This is a genomic window from Curtobacterium sp. ME12, assembly GCF_903970855.1.
Taxonomy (GTDB): Bacteria; Actinomycetota; Actinomycetes; order Actinomycetales; family Microbacteriaceae; genus Curtobacterium; species Curtobacterium poinsettiae_A.
The window spans coordinates 1-15060 of sequence record NZ_CAJCKD010000052.1 but is presented as its reverse complement, the minus strand read 5'-3'; the positions used below and the strand labels follow the sequence as shown (position 1 = coordinate 15060).

The 15060-nt window shown below is 72.5% G+C and carries 14 protein-coding genes and 1 tRNA gene; 9 read left to right on the top strand and 6 right to left on the bottom strand.

Annotation, left to right across the window (positions count from 1 at the left end; genetic code table 11):
- Window positions 1–1009 (top strand): glycoside hydrolase family 16 protein (locus H7A73_RS17080; protein ID WP_182067073.1); only part of this gene is annotated, 1009 nt, incomplete at its 5' end.
- Between the two features lie 64 nt (window positions 1010–1073).
- On the opposite strand, the gene H7A73_RS17075 is transcribed toward H7A73_RS17080, so the two are convergent.
- The 4 genes from H7A73_RS17075 to H7A73_RS17060 form a co-directional block, all read right to left on the bottom strand.
- Window positions 1074–2255, bottom strand: coding sequence for a glycosyltransferase family 4 protein (locus H7A73_RS17075; protein WP_182067071.1), 1182 nt, complete (start codon window positions 2253–2255; stop codon window positions 1074–1076).
- Entirely contained in the window at window positions 2252–3796 is a 1545-nt protein-coding gene (locus tag H7A73_RS17070; protein ID WP_182067069.1) for a lipopolysaccharide biosynthesis protein, read from the bottom strand. The genes H7A73_RS17075 and H7A73_RS17070 overlap by 4 nt, the downstream gene beginning before the upstream one ends.
- The gene (locus tag H7A73_RS17065; RefSeq protein ID WP_182067067.1) at window positions 3793–4707 is read right to left on the bottom strand and encodes a beta-1,6-N-acetylglucosaminyltransferase; all 915 of its coding nucleotides are present in this window, start codon (window positions 4705–4707) and stop codon (window positions 3793–3795) included. The genes H7A73_RS17070 and H7A73_RS17065 overlap by 4 nt, the downstream gene beginning before the upstream one ends.
- A gap of 105 nt (window positions 4708–4812) precedes the next feature.
- Complete coding sequence (locus H7A73_RS17060; protein WP_123312254.1) at window positions 4813–5037, bottom strand: hypothetical protein; 225 nt, start codon at window positions 5035–5037, stop codon at window positions 4813–4815.
- Window positions 5038–5219: 182 nt separating this feature from the next.
- Between H7A73_RS17060 and H7A73_RS17055 the strand changes: the two genes are divergently transcribed.
- Window positions 5220–6512, top strand: coding sequence for a glycosyltransferase family 2 protein (locus H7A73_RS17055; RefSeq protein ID WP_182067065.1), 1293 nt, complete (start codon window positions 5220–5222; stop codon window positions 6510–6512).
- 181 nt (window positions 6513–6693) lie between these two features.
- Here the strand turns inward: H7A73_RS17055 and H7A73_RS17050 are convergent, their stop codons facing one another.
- The gene (locus tag H7A73_RS17050) at window positions 6694–8013 is read right to left on the bottom strand and encodes a glycosyltransferase (protein WP_182067063.1); all 1320 of its coding nucleotides are present in this window, start codon (window positions 8011–8013) and stop codon (window positions 6694–6696) included.
- A 293-nt stretch (window positions 8014–8306) separates the two neighbouring features.
- Here H7A73_RS17050 and H7A73_RS17045 point away from each other — a divergent pair, with 293 nt between their 5' ends.
- The 6 genes from H7A73_RS17045 (at window position 8307) to H7A73_RS17020 (ending at window position 13815) form a co-directional block, all read left to right on the top strand.
- The gene (locus H7A73_RS17045) at window positions 8307–9590 is read left to right on the top strand and encodes an ABC transporter substrate-binding protein (RefSeq protein ID WP_182067061.1); all 1284 of its coding nucleotides are present in this window, start codon (window positions 8307–8309) and stop codon (window positions 9588–9590) included.
- A gap of 152 nt (window positions 9591–9742) precedes the next feature.
- Entirely contained in the window at window positions 9743–10720 is a 978-nt protein-coding gene (locus H7A73_RS17040; protein ID WP_182067075.1) for a carbohydrate ABC transporter permease, read from the top strand.
- A gap of 65 nt (window positions 10721–10785) precedes the next feature.
- Window positions 10786–11628 carry a carbohydrate ABC transporter permease gene (locus tag H7A73_RS17035; protein WP_241660376.1) on the top strand — a complete coding sequence of 281 codons (843 nt, stop codon included), beginning with the start codon at window positions 10786–10788 and terminating at the stop codon, window positions 11626–11628.
- Between the two features lie 5 nt (window positions 11629–11633).
- Window positions 11634–12131 carry a hypothetical protein gene (locus H7A73_RS17030; protein WP_182067057.1) on the top strand — a complete coding sequence of 166 codons (498 nt, stop codon included), beginning with the start codon at window positions 11634–11636 and terminating at the stop codon, window positions 12129–12131.
- Window positions 12132–12152: 21 nt separating this feature from the next.
- Complete coding sequence (locus H7A73_RS17025) at window positions 12153–13169, top strand: LacI family DNA-binding transcriptional regulator (RefSeq protein ID WP_182067055.1); 1017 nt, start codon at window positions 12153–12155, stop codon at window positions 13167–13169.
- 10 nt (window positions 13170–13179) lie between these two features.
- Window positions 13180–13815, top strand: a complete 636-nt coding sequence (locus tag H7A73_RS17020) for an MBL fold metallo-hydrolase (protein WP_182067054.1) — start codon at window positions 13180–13182, stop codon at window positions 13813–13815.
- A gap of 142 nt (window positions 13816–13957) precedes the next feature.
- On the opposite strand, the gene H7A73_RS17015 is transcribed toward H7A73_RS17020, so the two are convergent.
- A complete protein-coding gene (locus H7A73_RS17015) occupies window positions 13958–14854 on the bottom strand; it encodes a DUF72 domain-containing protein (protein ID WP_182067052.1) in 897 nt (298 codons plus the stop codon).
- Between the two features lie 103 nt (window positions 14855–14957).
- Between H7A73_RS17015 and H7A73_RS17010 the strand changes: the two genes are divergently transcribed.
- Window positions 14958–15033 (top strand) — tRNA-Glu (locus H7A73_RS17010).
- Window positions 15034–15060: the final 27 nt, after the last annotated feature.

The following is a 15060-nucleotide window of genomic DNA, read 5'->3' as shown; positions in this document are numbered from 1 at the left end:
GGTGACCGACGAGCAGGGTGACGGCCAGGAGGCCCGCCCCACGTGGTCGGAACACGTCGCCGACGACGCGGCATCGGCCCACGGCGCCCCACCGGCACACGGTCGTGGCCTGTCCCGGCACCGGCCGCCGCGGCGCCCCGGCACCCGCCGGACCGCGTTCGCGGCCGGCGCTCTGCTCGTGGCTGTCGGCATCGTCGCCGGCACCACGACCGCGACCACCACGGCGAACGGTGACGATGTGACCCTCGACGACCCGAGCGGCGTCTCGATGCCGACCTCCGAGCCGGAGGGGTGGACCCGGGTGTTCGGCGAGGACTTCGCCGACGCCGCCACGAACCGGACCTTCGAGTCCCGGTACTCGGACCGGTTCGTCGCCTACCACGGGTTCGCCGACACCGCGGGGACGGGGCGCTACCAGGCGTCGACCCTGTCGACGCACGACGGCGTGCTCGACGTGCGCCTGCGCACCACGCGCGCCGGGGTGCCGCTGGCGGGCGGTGTCGTGCCGCTCGTCGACGGCGAGTGGGGCGGGCAGACCGCCGGCCGGTACAGCATCCGGATGCGCAGCGACGAGGTCGACGGGTACGGCGTCGCCGTGCTGCTCTGGAGCGACGAGAACCTGTGGTCGGACGGTGAGATCGACTTCCCCGAGGGAGCGCTCGGCGCGCCCGCGTGGCTCAACGTGCACTGCCTGGCGGACCCCGCCGAGAAGTGCATCCACCAGCAAACCGAGGCGTCGCTGCAGGACTGGCACACCTACACGATCGAGTGGACCGCCGACCGGATGTCGTTCCTGGTCGACGACGAGGTCGTCGGCACCACGACGGAGAACATCCCGACGGCTCGGATGCACCTGGTGGTGCAGGCCGGGTCGAACGCCGGGAACCCGCCGGCGGACGCCGCCGGGTCGCTCCTCATCGACTGGATGACGATCGACGTGCCGGCGGACGGTGCCGAGCCGAGCGCGTCGCTGCCGGACGACACCGCGACGACGGTCCCGGACGACTGAGCGGTCCCGAACGACCAGAGCGGTGGGACCTGGTCGTCGGCACCGCTCTGGTCGTCGTCGTCCGTCAGTGCTTCGCGTGCGCCTCGAGCGCCCCGAGCACCGCCGCGACGTGCCGCTCCCGGCCGTACCGGTCCCGCACCCAGGCGCGGCACCGGTCCGCCAATCCCGGTTCGGCCTCGGCGGCGTGCAACGCCTCGAGGACCGTGTCGGCCAGCGCTGCGGTCTCGGTCGGATCGACGGTGAAGCGTGCCCACTCGCCGCTCAGGATCTCGGCCGTGCCGCCGGACGCCGCCGCGACGACGGGGCGTCCGGTGGACATCGCCTCGACGACCACGCGGCCGAACCCCTCGGGCTCGATGGAGGGCGCCACCACGACGTCCGCGGCGTGCAGCAGCGGGACGACGTCGTCCCGCTCGGGCACCACGACGACGGCACCCTCGGGCAGCGCGGCGATCGCGCGGTGCACGGCGGGGGCGTCCTCCGGGTACAGCGCACCGGCCAGGACGAGCACCGGAGCCGGGGCGGGCGGTGTGCCGGGCCCGACGAGGACGCGGGCCGACGCGTGGACGCGCCCCCATGCCTCCAGGAGGGCCAGCACGCCCTTCGACCGCGTGAGCCGACCGTAGTACAGCACCACCGGGCGGTCCTGGTCGAGGCCGAGTGCCGTGCGCGCGCTTCGCGTGCTCGCAGCGGTGGCGGCGGGGAACGCCGCGGTGTCGACGCCGTTCGGGACCACGTCGACCCGGTCCGGCGGAGCACCGACGGCGGTCCAGGCACGTGCCATCGCCGCCGAGACCGCCAGGTAGCGGGACCGCCCTCCGGCGAACGGGCCGAGCCGACGGTAGTTCGGGGCGTGGTGCAGGTGGACGGCCAGGGGGACGCCGGACACGAACGACACCACGCGGCCCCACGGCAGGAACTCCGGACGGTTCAGCCACAGGACGTCAGGACGCGACCGGCGGAGGCGCAGGCCCTCGCGGACGAAGCGCGGCACGTCCGTCGGGGCGGAGCGGATGCCGAAGCGGTAGTCGCGGGCGTGACGCAGTCGGACGCCCAGCTGGTCGAACACCGCGCGGCCCGCGTCCGGGTCGCCGTCCGCGCCGGCTCGGTGCCACACCTCGACGTCGTGGCCGGCCGCGACGAGCACGCCGACGTCCTCGACGACGCAACGTTCGACGCCGCCGGTGATGGCGAGTCCGTTGGTGGCGACGACGACACGCAGCGGACGGGAGGTGGGACGGGTCATGCGGATCCTCCGCGAGCGAGTTTCAGGCGACGGAAGAACCAGGGCAGGCACGCGGCGACGCCGACGACGCGGACGATGTTCCAAGCGAGGTCCTGCGGGGGCAGGAGCGAGGCCGCGGCGACGACGATCGCGATCGCGATGGCCAGCAGCACCCGGCGTCGGGGACCGCGCCACTCGCGGCGGTCCGGCAGGGAGGCCTGCTGCAGCGCAGCGAGGACGGCGTAGGCGATGACGGTGGCGATGCCCGCGCCGACGATGCCGGTCAGGGGCACCAGCACCAGGTTCGCCGCGATGTTCACGACGCCGGCGACGGCACCGATGACGCCGACCGTCACCCCGCGGCGCTCGACCAGCAGGAGCCGGCCGGTCGCACCGCTCGCGACCACCGGGAACGCGGTCAACGCGACCACGAAGACGACGACGGTGAGGGACTCGACCCGGTACGACGCCGGTGCCAGGATCGGCAGCGCCACCGGCGACACGAGCGTGACCGCGACGAGCACGGGGGCGAGCAGCATGTAGAGCTCGTCACGGGCGTGCATCGCGAGCCGGCGGCGGGCCACGGCGTCGCGGAGGGCGGCGAAGTGCGGCGCCCAGGCCTGGTTCGTGAAGGTCAGCAGCAGGATGACCGCGGAGCCGACGACGTAGGCGATCTGGTAGCGGGCGACCTCGTCGGCACCGAGGAGGCGCTGCACGACGAGCCGGTCACCGGCGTTCAGGACGAAGTACGACAGGCTGCCGAGCGCGATCGGGACACCGAGCTTGAACGCCCGGACCGTGGTGCGGTGGTCGAACAGACCGCGGAACCGCGGCTTCGTGGCGACGATGCCGATCACCATCGCGGCGCCCTGCGCCACGACCCCGCCCCACGCGTACGTGGTGGCATCGGCGTGCACGGCGGCGAGCAGCCCGAGGCCGATGATCGACCCGCCGACGGACGACAGCAGGCTCGTGACGGCGAACACGCGGATGCGGTCCTGGGCGACGAGCAGCGCGAGGGACAGCTGCACGATCGCGGCGGGTCCGGTCCAGAGCACGGCCACCAGCAGCAGCGGGTGCTGATCGACGAAGCCCGCGGCGTCCCCCCAGAGCGGGATCGACACCAGGGCGAACACCGTGACGGTGACCGCGGTGACCATGCCGACGAACACCAGGCCGCGAGCACGCCGGTCGTCGCCGTCCTCGGCGCGCTGCAGCACCGACGCCTGGTCGATGCCGCACACGGCCACGACCACCAGCGCCTGGTACAGCGCGATCGCCGAGGCCAGCACGCCGAACTCGGCCGGCGGCATCAGGTGTGCGAGCACGGGGGAGATCAGCGAGCTCACGACGAGCTGCATCGACCAGACGACCACGTAGAGCAGTCCGCGGCCGAACAGCACCGACGAGCCGCGTGCGACGGCGATCGAGTCGGTGTCGGTGGACAGCGCGCCGGGGGCCGCCGGTTGCACGGACGCCTCGAGCTCGTCGTCGTCGGGCTGCGCCGCCAGCGCGGCCGCCTCGGCCGCACGGGCCTCGCGTCGGGTCTGGGGGACGGTCACTGCGCCACCACCACCGGCTGGTCGTCGGCGGACGTGCGGAGCCCGAACGTCGCGTCGACCACGTCGAGCAGGTCGGTGCTGCGCGACGTCGAGAACTTGCGGGCGAACACGTACGGCGTCGACTGGTCGGCCGACGTGCGACGCTCCAGCAACCGGCCGGCGTCCTCGATGCCGAGCCACGGCGGGCTCTTCTGCTTCGTGCCGTCCCACCCGATCCACCAGAGCGGCTGCGCCGCGTGGGCGTCCGCGAAGTCCGGGGTGAACTCCGGGGTCAGCAGGACCGACGGCACGAAGGTCTCGTCGCCGATCCACACGCGCTCCCAGAACGCCACCAGGTCGGGGCGCTGGTCGAACACGTCGACGACGCCCTGCGCGTGGTGGCGGGCCAGGACCTTGAGCTGCGAGCCGCCGCCGAACACGACGTCACGCGGGACGCGTCGGGGGATCGGCAGGCGCAGCATGTGCTTCCGCCACGCCCAGTGCCGGAACCGCACGCGCGACCGACCGCCGTCCCGACCCCACGCGGGATGCGGCAGCGGCTTCGCCTCGACGAACGACCGGCCGGGGTTCGCCGCCAGGAGCGCCGAGATCTCCTCGGCGTCGGCCAACGGGTAGTCGCTGCCCGTCAGCAGGGCCACGTGCGTGGCGTCGGTCCCGGACAGGGCGGCGCGGTAGCCGGCGACCTCGGCCTCGACGTTCTCCCACTTCGCCCATCCGGTGCGCATCCGCGGCAGCACGTGCACCCGTTCGGGCAGGCCGGCGGTCATCGCCTCGAACGCGTCGTCGTCGGTGCTCGCGTCGCAGTGCAGGAACACCGGGAACGGGTCGAGCGCCGCCACGAGCCGACGGACGTGCGTCGGGTCCTCGTGGGCGAGGACGATGCACGCGAGCGGCGTGGGAGTGATGGCCATGTCCGCGACGCTAAGCGGGCCCACGAACACCGACAAGGGCGGTCGGGACCACCTGCGGGGGAACGGCGGTTTCCCGCAGGAGCCCCCCGATCGAGGGGGATCGGGTCAGCGGGCGCGGCGGAACTTCGGGCAGTCGCAGAGCGCGCAGTCCGTGCCCGGACGGTAGTGCTCGTGCGCCGCCTGGGCGTGCCCGCAGGTGCCGCACGCGGCGTCGTCGGCGTCGAGGTGCACCACCACGAGGTCGGACGCGTCGGGGTCCGGCACCAGTCGCAGCGTCGGGCGTGGACGCCTGGTCAGGCCGAGCCGGTCCATCGTGCGGGCCAGCGGCATGCGTCCTCCTCGTGTCCGGCGGGGACCGGGGTCGCACCGGCGGGTCGACCGGCGTCTCCCGCGAGTCTAGTGGCGGCAAACCGCAGCCTCCCCGCATCCTCCGAGCATCGCGGTTGACCCCCTGTCGACGCGCGCGGACCATTGCCACGTCCACCCGACCAGACCGGCCCGACGGGACGACCATGACCGACCAGACCAGCACCGCGGAACGAGCCCTCACACTCGACCCGGCGATGCCCTCGCCCGACGCCCCCACCTGGGCCGGAGCTGCATGGGTCGGCGCCGTCGACCGGTCCGCGGCGCTCGCCGCCGGCACCGTGCGCCTCGCCGGCGCCGACGGCTTCCGCCGCGCCCGCCTCATGGTGCGCGACGGCCGCGACGTCGCCGGGTTCGTCGACGTGCGCGTCGACGACCGCGGGGCGGTGGACCCGGCCGAGCTGGGACCGGCCCTGCGTCGGTTGCCCGCACCGGGCCTCGCGGTCGACGCCCCCGCGGACGGCGCACGCGTCTCCGTCGTCATCGGGACCCGCGAGCGCCCCGTGGCGCTCGCCCGCGCCGTGCGCTCCGTCCTCGACTCCGCGTACGACGACTTCGAGCTGTTCGTCGTCGACAACGCGCCCGTCACCAGCGGCACACGCGACGTCGTCGCGGCGATCGACGACCCGCGCGTCCACTACGTCCTCGAAGCACGCGCCGGCGTCTCCCGCGCCCGGAACGCCGGACTCGCCCTCGCCACCGGCGGCATCGTCGCCTTCATCGACGACGACGTCGTCGTCGACCGCCACTGGATGGCCGCCATCGCCGCCGCCTACGAGCGCGACGCCGACGTCTGGTGCGTCACCGGACTCGTCCCGAGCGGCGAGCTGCGGACCCCCACGCAGCGCTTCTTCGACGAGCGGGTGACCTGGGCGCGGAACCTCGAACGCCGGGTGTACCGCACCGCAGCACCGCCCGTCGACGAGCCCCTGTTCCCGTTCACGGTCGGTGCGTTCGGCACCGGCGCGAACATGTCCGTGCGGCGCGACGCCGTCCGGCAGCTCGGTGGCTTCGACGTCGCACTCGGCCCGGGTACCCGTGCCCGCGCGGGTGAGGACCCGGACCTGTTCACCCGCGTGCTGCTCGCCGGCGGGGCGCTCGCCGTGGAACCCTCGGCCGTCGTCTGGCACGAGCACCGCAAGGACCGTGCCGCGTTGCGCTCGCAGGCGATCGGCTACGGCACCGGGCTCGGCGCCTGGGTCATGAAGCTCGCGCTGCGTCCGTCGACCGCCTTCGCGGTGCTGCGCCGCGCGGTCGGGGCCCTCCGGCGGCTCAGCGCGCTCGGGCAAGGCGCCGACGAGCGCCCCGTCGACGCGAGCGGCGGCTGGCCCGTCGACGCCGAGTTCACCGAGGCGACGCGCGGGCTCAAGCGCGCCGAGCTGACGGCCGCGCTGGGCGGGCCGTGGCGGTACGTGGCCGGGCGGCTGACCGCACGCTGAGGTGCGGGGCGGGCGCGCTGGGCGAGGCGGGCGCGCTGGGCGAGGCGGGCGGGGGCGCACCCGGTTTGCGACAAGACGGTCGTCGTACGACACGTGTCTTGTCGCTCGTTGCGTGCGCAACGCACGGACGGGAGGCCCGTGGCGACGCTGCCACGGGCCTCCCGTCCGTCGGGTGGTGCGTCTACGGTCGGAAGCGGCCGGCCTCGACGTCGCGCCAGCGGCGTCGGCTGCGGAACCAGGCGGCCGGGCCGGCGGGGAACCCGCGCAGCTCGTGGTACGCCAGGGTCTTCGGGATGCGCGTGGTCGAGGCGTCGTTGGTGACCTCGGTCGCGGCGTCGCGGCGCCCGGCCAGACGGGACAGCATCTGCTTCGACTTGACCTTCGCTGCGAGCGGCATCAGGCGGGCCAGGACGGCGACGTGCCGCTTGTCCTTCGCGGCCAGCGCGAACATCAGCGCGGTGAACCCGACGCCGTTGCCGTGCAGCTGCTTGTGCAGGTCCTCGATGGTCTGGCGGTGCCGGTGGTGCACGACCGCGCGCGGCTCGAAGCCGATCTTCCCGCCGCGCCACAGCGTCTCGATGAACATCGCCAGGTCCTCGCCGCCGCGGGCGGGGGAGCCGGCGCCGAGGGTGTGGTCGAAGCCGCCGATGGCCTCGATCAGGGTTCGGCGGTAGGCCATGTTCGCGCCGGCGCCGTACGCGCCGATGCCGTAGACGGCGAAGTGCTTGAGGACCTCGCCGGACGGGGAGACCGCAGTGACGCGGGCGTGCCGCATGGTGCCCTGGACGTCGTCGGGGACGATCGTGACGGGCGAGAACGTGCGCTCGGCGCTGAACCCGCCGTAGTACGCCTCGTACCAGATCTGCGCCGGGGTGGTGAGTTCGCTCGGCAGGATGACACCGGTGACGGCGTCCAGGCCGGGCTCGCTGACGAACCGGGACCCGATGGCGCGGAGCCACTGCGGGTCGACGCGGACGTCGTCGTCGGTGAAGGCGATGACGTCGCCGGTCGCAGCGGCGACGCCGGCGTTCCGGCCGGCGGACAGGCCGGGGCGGCGCTCCTCGACCAGGCGGACGTTCCGCCCGGCGAGCATCGCGGGCAAGGCGTCGCCGGCGGGGACGCGGACGCGGTTGTCGACGAGGATGACCTCGTGCCGCGGGTAGTCGAGGTGCTCGAGGACGTCGAGCAGCCTGCCGAGGTCCTCGACGCGGTCGACGACGGTGGACACGACGACCGAGATGGTCGGCAGGTCGTCGTCCGACACCGCGGGGACGTCGGCCAGGACGGTCTCCTGCAGCGCCTCGAGGGCGCGGGCCGCGTCGGCCGGGTCGTCGGTGAGCCGTACGTCGAGGGTGCCGGTGGGGTGGCCGCCGCGGTAGCCGATCACCATGGCGGACTCGCCGGTCTCGTCGGCGACGAGGCGGGGGAGCGGGGCGTCGAGGTCGACGCCGATGACACGGCGCGGTGCAGGCACGGTGTCGGCGGTGTGGAGGGTGGCCATGTGGTGGACGCTACGTGGAGCCGTCGGCACGGACAACGGCGCGGCTCCCCAGTGGCGGGGTTCGTGCGGGGTTCCGCAGCGCCGTGCGTGTGCCCTCCTCGGGGGTGAGCGCTCACCCAGGAAGCCACGGGAACCTCATGGGTCACGCTCAGGTCACGGAACCGATGCAACCGGTTGCGCTCCCGCTGGTCCGGGCGTAGCTTCCTCCACCAGCAGGCAGCGGCGCCTGCTCCAGGGCAGTGTCGTCGAACCCGGTCGATGCCCCCTGGTGATCTCAATGAGGAGACATCGCTGTGAAGACAACACGCTCCAGGGTGCGGTTCGCATCCGTCGCCGGGGTCGCCGTCATCGGCCTCGTGCTCACCGGCTGCTCGAGCGGGAGCTCCGGCGCCGGTTCGGACGACGCCGAGAGCGGCCAGGACAGCCGCGGGCCGATCACCTACGTGCAGGGCAAGGACAACTCGAACGTCGTCCGCCCGCTCATCGCGAAGTGGAACAAGGCCCACCCGGACGAGAAGGTCACCTTCAAGGAACAGTCCGACCAGGCCGACCAGCAGCACGACGACCTCGTGCAGCACTTCCAGGCGAAGGACGAGAACTACGACGTCGTCGACGTGGACGTCGTCTGGACCGCCGAGTTCGCCGCGAAGAGCTGGCTGACGCCGCTGACCGGCGACATGGAGATCGACACCTCGAAGCTCCTGCCGTCGACGGTGAAGACCGCGACCTACAACGACACCCTCTACGCCGCACCGCAGACCTCGGACGGCGCGCTGCTCTACTACCGCAAGGACCTCGTCAAGACGCCCCCGACGACGTGGGACGAGATGATGGACGACTGCAAGATCGCGAAGGACGCCGGCATCGGTTGCTACGCGGGGCAGTTCGCGAAGTACGAGGGACTCACCGTCAACGCCTCCGAGGCGATCAACGGCTCTGGCGGTTCGGTCCTCAGCAGCGACGGCGCGCCCGACGTCGACACCGACAAGGCGAAGGCCGGCCTGCAGAACCTGGTGGACGCGTTCGAGGACGGGAACATCCCGGCCGAGGCGATCACCTACCAGGAGGAGCAGGGCCGCACCGCGTTCGAAGCCGGCAAGCTGCTGTTCCTGCGCAACTGGCCGTACGTCTACAGCCTCGCCAAGACCGACGGCTCGTCGAAGGTCAAGGACACCTTCGGCATCGCGCCGATCCCCGGTGCCGACGGCGTCGGTGCCTCCACGCTCGGCGGCCACAACGCCGCGATCAGCGTGTACTCCAAGCACAAGGCCACGGCGCACGACTTCCTCGAGTTCCTGACCTCGGACGAGACGCAGAAGTTCTTCGCGACCCAGGGCTCGCTCGCCCCGGTCGTCGGTGACCTGTACACCGACCCCGAGCTGACGAAGCAGCTGCCCTACCTGCCGACGCTGCTCAAGTCGATCGAGTCGGCGGAGCCGCGCCCGGTCACGCCGTTCTACCCGGCCGTCACGAAGGCGATCCAGGACAACACCTACGCGGCGCTCAAGGGATCGAAGTCGGTCGACGAAGCCATGAAGGACATGCAGGACGCCCTCAAGTCGGCGACCAGCAGCTAGCGGCGCACGCCGCTTGATGGACGGGAGGCCCGTGGCGGGTCCGCCACGGGCCTCCCGTCCGCCCCCTACTTGCGTTCCGACACCCCCGGCAAGGAGGCCGACACGTGTCAGCAGCAACCGAGATCCCCGCAGCCATCCCCAACCCGACGGGCATGGAACCGAAGCGCCGGCGGCGCAAGGGCGGACTCAACGCCGAGCACGGCCGGTGGGCCGTGTACCTCATCGGCCCGACGATCGCGCTCCTGGCGATCGTCATCGGCTACCCGGTCGTCAGCGCGATCATCCAGTCGTTCCAGCTCGACCAGGGCCTCGACAAGACCACGCAGCTGTTCGTGGAAGGCGGTTTCGCCGGCATCACGAACTACGCGCACTGGCTCGGCCAGCAGTGCGGCAACGTCACCTGCCCGCCCGGCAGCCTCGGCTCCCAGTTCTGGGTGTCGATGGGCAACACGTTCTTCTTCACCGTCGTCACCGTGCTCGCCGAGACGGTCATCGGCGTGTGGATGGCCATCATCATGAACCGCAACTTCAGGGGCCGCGCGCTCGTCCGTGCCGCGATCCTGGTGCCGTGGGCGATCCCGACGGCCGTCACCGCGAAGCTCTGGTACTTCATCTTCGACGCGAACGGCGTGCTGAACCACGTCCTCGGGCAGCAGATCCTGTGGACGAGCGGCGAGTGGGCGTCCCGGTGGGCGGTCATCATCGCCGACACCTGGAAGACCACGCCGTTCATGGCGCTGCTCATCCTGGCGGGGCTGCAGCTGATCCCGGAGGAGGTCTACGAGGCCGGCAAGATGGACGGCGCGTCGACCTTCCAGCGCTTCGTGCTCATCACGCTGCCGCTGATCAAGCCCGCGCTCATGGTCGCGATCCTGTTCCGCGTGCTCGACGCGCTGCGCATGTACGACCTACCCGCGATCCTGACCGGCGGTGGCGGTGGTTCCGGCAACGCCACCACGACCCTGTCGATCCTGGTCGTCGAACAGATCCGGCAGGGCTTCAACTCGGCGTCGGCCCTGTCGACGATCACCTTCCTGGTGATCTTCATCGTGGCGTTCGTCTTCGTCCGGTTCCTCGGCGCCAACGTCGTGCAGACGCAGGCCGCCCAGCAGAAGGGTGAACTCAAGTGACCCTCGCAGCAGACCGCCCCCGGTCCACCGCAGCAACACGCGACCGCGCCGTCGACCGCACCGAGGTGCGCGTCCGCCGCGACACCGGGCCGCGCATCCGAACGGCCGTGCAGGCGATCGTCATCGCCGTGTGGTGCCTCCTGCCGTTCTACTGGATGGTGGTGACGAGCTTCCGCGACGTCGGCTTCACGTTCGACGCCACCCCGTGGCCGACCCACGTCACGCTCGACAACTACGCGACGGCGTTCTCCACGTCGCTCGGCAACCACCTCGGTCGGGCGCTCGCCAACAGCCTGCTCATCGGCGGCGTCGTGACGATCATCGCGCTGCTCGTCGGCACCACGGCGGCGTACGCCCTCGCCCGGCTCGAGTTCCGTGGCAAGTCGCTCATCGCCGGCGCGATCCTGGCCGCGTCGATGTTCCCCGGCGTCGCCCTCATCTCGCCGCTGTTCCAGCTGTTCACCGACATCGGGTGGATGGGGTCGTACCAGGCGCTCATCCTGCCGAGCATCTCGTTCGTGCTGCCGCTGACCGTGTACACGCTCGCGTCGTTCTTCCGCGAGATGCCGTGGGACCTGGAAGAAGCAGCCCGGATCGACGGGTGCACCCGGGTGCAGGCGTTCCGGCGGATCATCCTGCCGCTCGCCGCGCCCGCAGTGTTCACCACGGCGATCCTGGCGTTCATCTCGAGCTGGAACGAGTACCTCATCTCGTCGCAGCTCTCGAGCGACGCGACACAGCCGGTGACGGTGGCGATCGCATCGTTCGCCGGGTCGCAGCCGCACCAGGAGCCCTACACGGCGGTGATGGCCGCCGGCACGATCGTCACGATCCCGTTGGTCATCCTCGTGCTGATCTTCCAGCGGCGCATCGTGGCGGGGCTCACCGCCGGCGGCGTGAAGGGCTGACGACCGTGGCCCAGCGCGGACCCACCCGTCCCACCGCCCACATCGAAGAGGCGATCGGCTTCGTCGGCATGTTCGGCGTCCTGTTCCTCGGCGTCACGGTGTTCTGCGAGCTCACCGGGCGACCGGCACTCGGCTGGGCGCTCACCCTGCTCGTGTGCGTGCTCGGCGTCGTCGCCCTGGACCGGTGGCGTGTCGCCGTCCTCCGCCGGACCGCGGCGCAGGGCGGCACGGGTGGCCCCGCACCCCGGGGCGTCGGCGCTGCGCCCGCGGTCGCCCCGGTGCGCACGTCGGTCACCGACCCCACCGGTCGCCGCCCCCGACCCGGCGCGGACGGACGGGTGCACGAGCACGCTGGCTGGGACGAGGTCGCTCCGGCTGCACGACGGCCGGCGCGCACCGCACGCGTGCCGGAACGCCGGGCGGACCGCGGCGTGTCTGCGGTGGCGGCCCGACGGGGTGGACCCGACGCACCGGCGGACGTGACGCACGGCACGGACGGCTGACGGGCCTCCCGGGTCGCACCGATGGGGATCCAGGAGATCGCGACCGTCACGGGGCTGTCGAAGTCCACGGTGTCGCGGGCGCTCCGCGGCATGTCGACCGTGGCCGACACCACGATCGAGCAGGTGCGGCGGGTCGCCGACGAACTCGGGTACGTCCCGAGCTCGGCGGCGGCCGGCCTCGCCACCGGTCGGCAGCGCGCCGTCGGGGTGGTCGTGCCCGTCATCGATCGCTGGTTCTACGTCAAGGCGCTCGGCGGTGTCGACGCGGAGCTCCGCCAGGCCGGGTACGACCTGGTCCTCTACAACCTCGGCGGCCCGGGCGGCGACCGCGACCGGGCCTTCCGACGCTCGATGCTGCGGCACCGCGTCGACGGCCTCGTGCTGCTCTCCCTGGTGCTCGACGCCACCGAACGGGCCGAGCTCGAACTCAGCCGGCACCCCATGGTCGTCATCGGCGGCCCGGCACCGGGCCTGCGGAACGTGGGTGTCGACGACCGGGAGGTCACCCGGATCGCGGTCGAGCACCTGCACGCCCTCGGCCACCGGCGCATCGCCTACGTCGGCGGGCAGGACGAGGCCGGCATGAACGTCGCCGTGCCGCACCTGCGGCGGGACGGGTTCCTCGACGCCGTGCGGTCGTCCGGACAGGCCGTGCCGGAACGGTGGTCCCTCGACGGCCGGTTCTCGTTCGCCGGCGGGACCGCTGCCGGGGCCGTGCTGTTCGCAGAACGGGCGCCGGAGCGACCGACGGCGGTGCTCTGCGCCTCGGACGAGATGGCACTCGGTGTCCTGCTGGCCGCCCGCCGAGCCGGACTCGCGGTCCCGGAGGACGTGTCCGTGATGGGGATCGACGGTCACGAGTACGGCGCCACCGTCGGACTCACCACCGTCGCGCAGGACCCGGTGGCGCAGGGCCGCACCGCTGCACGGGCGGTGCTCGCCGAGGTCGACGGCGGTGTCGCCGGCCCGATCGCGGCGGCACCCGCGCACCTCGTCGTCCGCGCGACCACGGGGCCCCGCCCGCACGGTGCCGCGTAGGGTCGCCCGCATGGAGGTCACCAAACTCGAACACGCCTGCCAGGTCATCACCGAGGGGGACGCCCGCCTGGTCCTCGACCCGGGCAACTTCACCCGACCGGTCGACGTCACCGGGGTCGTCGCCGTCGTCCTCACGCACGAGCACCCGGACCACGTCACCCCCGAGCAGGTCCGCCGCATCCTCGACGCGAACCCCGGTGCCGTCGTCATCGGACCGGAGGGGGTCCGCGCGGCGCTGGTCGAGGCGGACATCCCCGTCGAGGTTGTCACGGACGGCGACCACCGGACGGTCGGCCCCTTCGCACTCAGCTTCCACGGCACGCGGCACCAGCTGATCCACACCTCGGTGCCGATCGTCGACAACACCGGCGTGCTCGTGAACGGCCGGCTGTTCCACCCGGGCGACTCCTACACGGACCCGGGCGTCCCGGTCGAGGTCCTCGCGGCACCGGTCGGGGCGCCGTGGCTCAAGGTCGCCGAGATGATGGACTACGTCGCCGCGATCGCGCCGTCCCGCGCGTACCCGATCCACGAGGCCACCCTGTCGGAGGTCGGGCTCGGCATGCACACGGGGCGGCTCCGCGAGGCCGTCGAGCCCGCCGGGTCGCTCGTCGTGCTGCGTCCGGGGGAGTCGCTGACGCTCTAGGGCTGCGCCGCGCTGCGCTGCGCTGCGCTGCGCTGCGCGGCACTGCGCGGCCTGGAGGCCCGTGGCGGCGCCGCCACGCGCCTCCCGTCCGCATCGTGTGCAGGAATGGTCGGGTCCGTGCGCCCGAGGCGACCATTCCTGCTCACGAAGCGCGGCGAAATCGCGCCGCGACCAGGCGGTCGAGCGTCAGGGCGTCCCACGGAGCGTGCCGCTCGGCGTCGTTGTCGAAGTACACGTAGACGTCACGGCCGGCCTCGGCGTGCTCGAGGACGGTCGTCGCCCACCCGCCGAGTGCCCGGGGTGAGTACCCGTCGTGGTAGGTCCGGGGTGCACCGTGCAGCCGGAGGTACGCGAGCGGTGCCCCGGTGTCCGCCCGGAAGCGGGGGAAGTCGCCGGCGTGCGAGTCGACCAGGGCGACGCGGTGCCGGCGGAGCACGTCGAGGTGCTCGTCGCCGAAGCCGGCTGCCCGGACCTCGAGCGCGTGGTGGATCGACCTCGCCGGTTCCTCCGGCTCCACGAGACCGTCCGGTTCGGCGTGGACCTTGTCGTCGTGGTGGCGTGCGAGCCCGGCGGCCGCACCGTGCGTCCGGGGGAGCACCCCGAGGAACTCGTCGAGCACCTCCGGCGTCGGCAGCAGGCGCTCGGGCAGCTGCCAGAGCACGGGCCCGAGGGTGTCCCCGAGCTCCAGCGGACCCGAGGCGAAGAAGTTCGCCAGCGCGGTCTCGACGTTCCGCAGCCGGAGCATGTGCGTGACGTACCGGCCGCCCTTGACCGCGAACCGGAACGGCTGCCCGCCCGAGGCCGCACGCCACGCCCGGTAGCGCGCCGGACGCTGCAGCGAGTAGAAGGATCCGTTCAGCTCCACCGTCGGGAACCGCGACGCCACGTGCTCGAGCCACCGCCGCTTCGCGAGGCCCTCGGGGTAGAAGTCCCCACGCCAGCCGTCGTACTGCCACCCGGACAGGCCGATCCGGACCGTGGCCGAGGGGCTACCGCCGACGTGTCGAGGCGCTGCGATCGCGTCGTGATCCGCCGTCATCGACCCACCGTATGCCTACTCCGACACGGCGGCACACCCGGGCGACACGCCCCGTTTTGGTGCGGATGCGAGCCTTGTGCAATACTTGTCGAGTTGTCGGAACGGCCCCATCGTATAGCGGCCTAGTACGCTGCCCTCTCACGGCGGTAACGCGGGTTCGAATCCCGCTGGGGTCACCACAGGTGACATGCTCCGAGTCCGACAAC

What these genes read in the sequence shown, in the direction of transcription:
- H7A73_RS17075 (WP_182067071.1), bottom strand. Translation starts at nt 2,255, where the DNA reads ATGACCCGTCCCACCTCCCGTCCGCTGCGTGTCGTCGTCGCCACCAAC.
- H7A73_RS17065 (WP_182067067.1), bottom strand. Translation starts at nt 4,707, where the DNA reads ATGGCCATCACTCCCACGCCGCTCGCGTGCATCGTCCTCGCCCACGAG.
- H7A73_RS17060 (WP_123312254.1), bottom strand. Translation starts at nt 5,037, where the DNA reads ATGCCGCTGGCCCGCACGATGGACCGGCTCGGCCTGACCAGGCGTCCA.
- H7A73_RS17055 (WP_182067065.1), top strand. Translation starts at nt 5,220, where the DNA reads ATGACCGACCAGACCAGCACCGCGGAACGAGCCCTCACACTCGACCCG.
- H7A73_RS17050 (WP_182067063.1), bottom strand. Translation starts at nt 8,013, where the DNA reads ATGGCCACCCTCCACACCGCCGACACCGTGCCTGCACCGCGCCGTGTC.
- H7A73_RS17040 (WP_182067075.1), top strand. Translation starts at nt 9,743, where the DNA reads ATGGAACCGAAGCGCCGGCGGCGCAAGGGCGGACTCAACGCCGAGCAC.
- H7A73_RS17025 (WP_182067055.1), top strand. Translation starts at nt 12,153, where the DNA reads ATGGGGATCCAGGAGATCGCGACCGTCACGGGGCTGTCGAAGTCCACG.
- H7A73_RS17020 (WP_182067054.1), top strand. Translation starts at nt 13,180, where the DNA reads ATGGAGGTCACCAAACTCGAACACGCCTGCCAGGTCATCACCGAGGGG.
- H7A73_RS17015 (WP_182067052.1), bottom strand. Translation starts at nt 14,854, where the DNA reads ATGACGGCGGATCACGACGCGATCGCAGCGCCTCGACACGTCGGCGGT.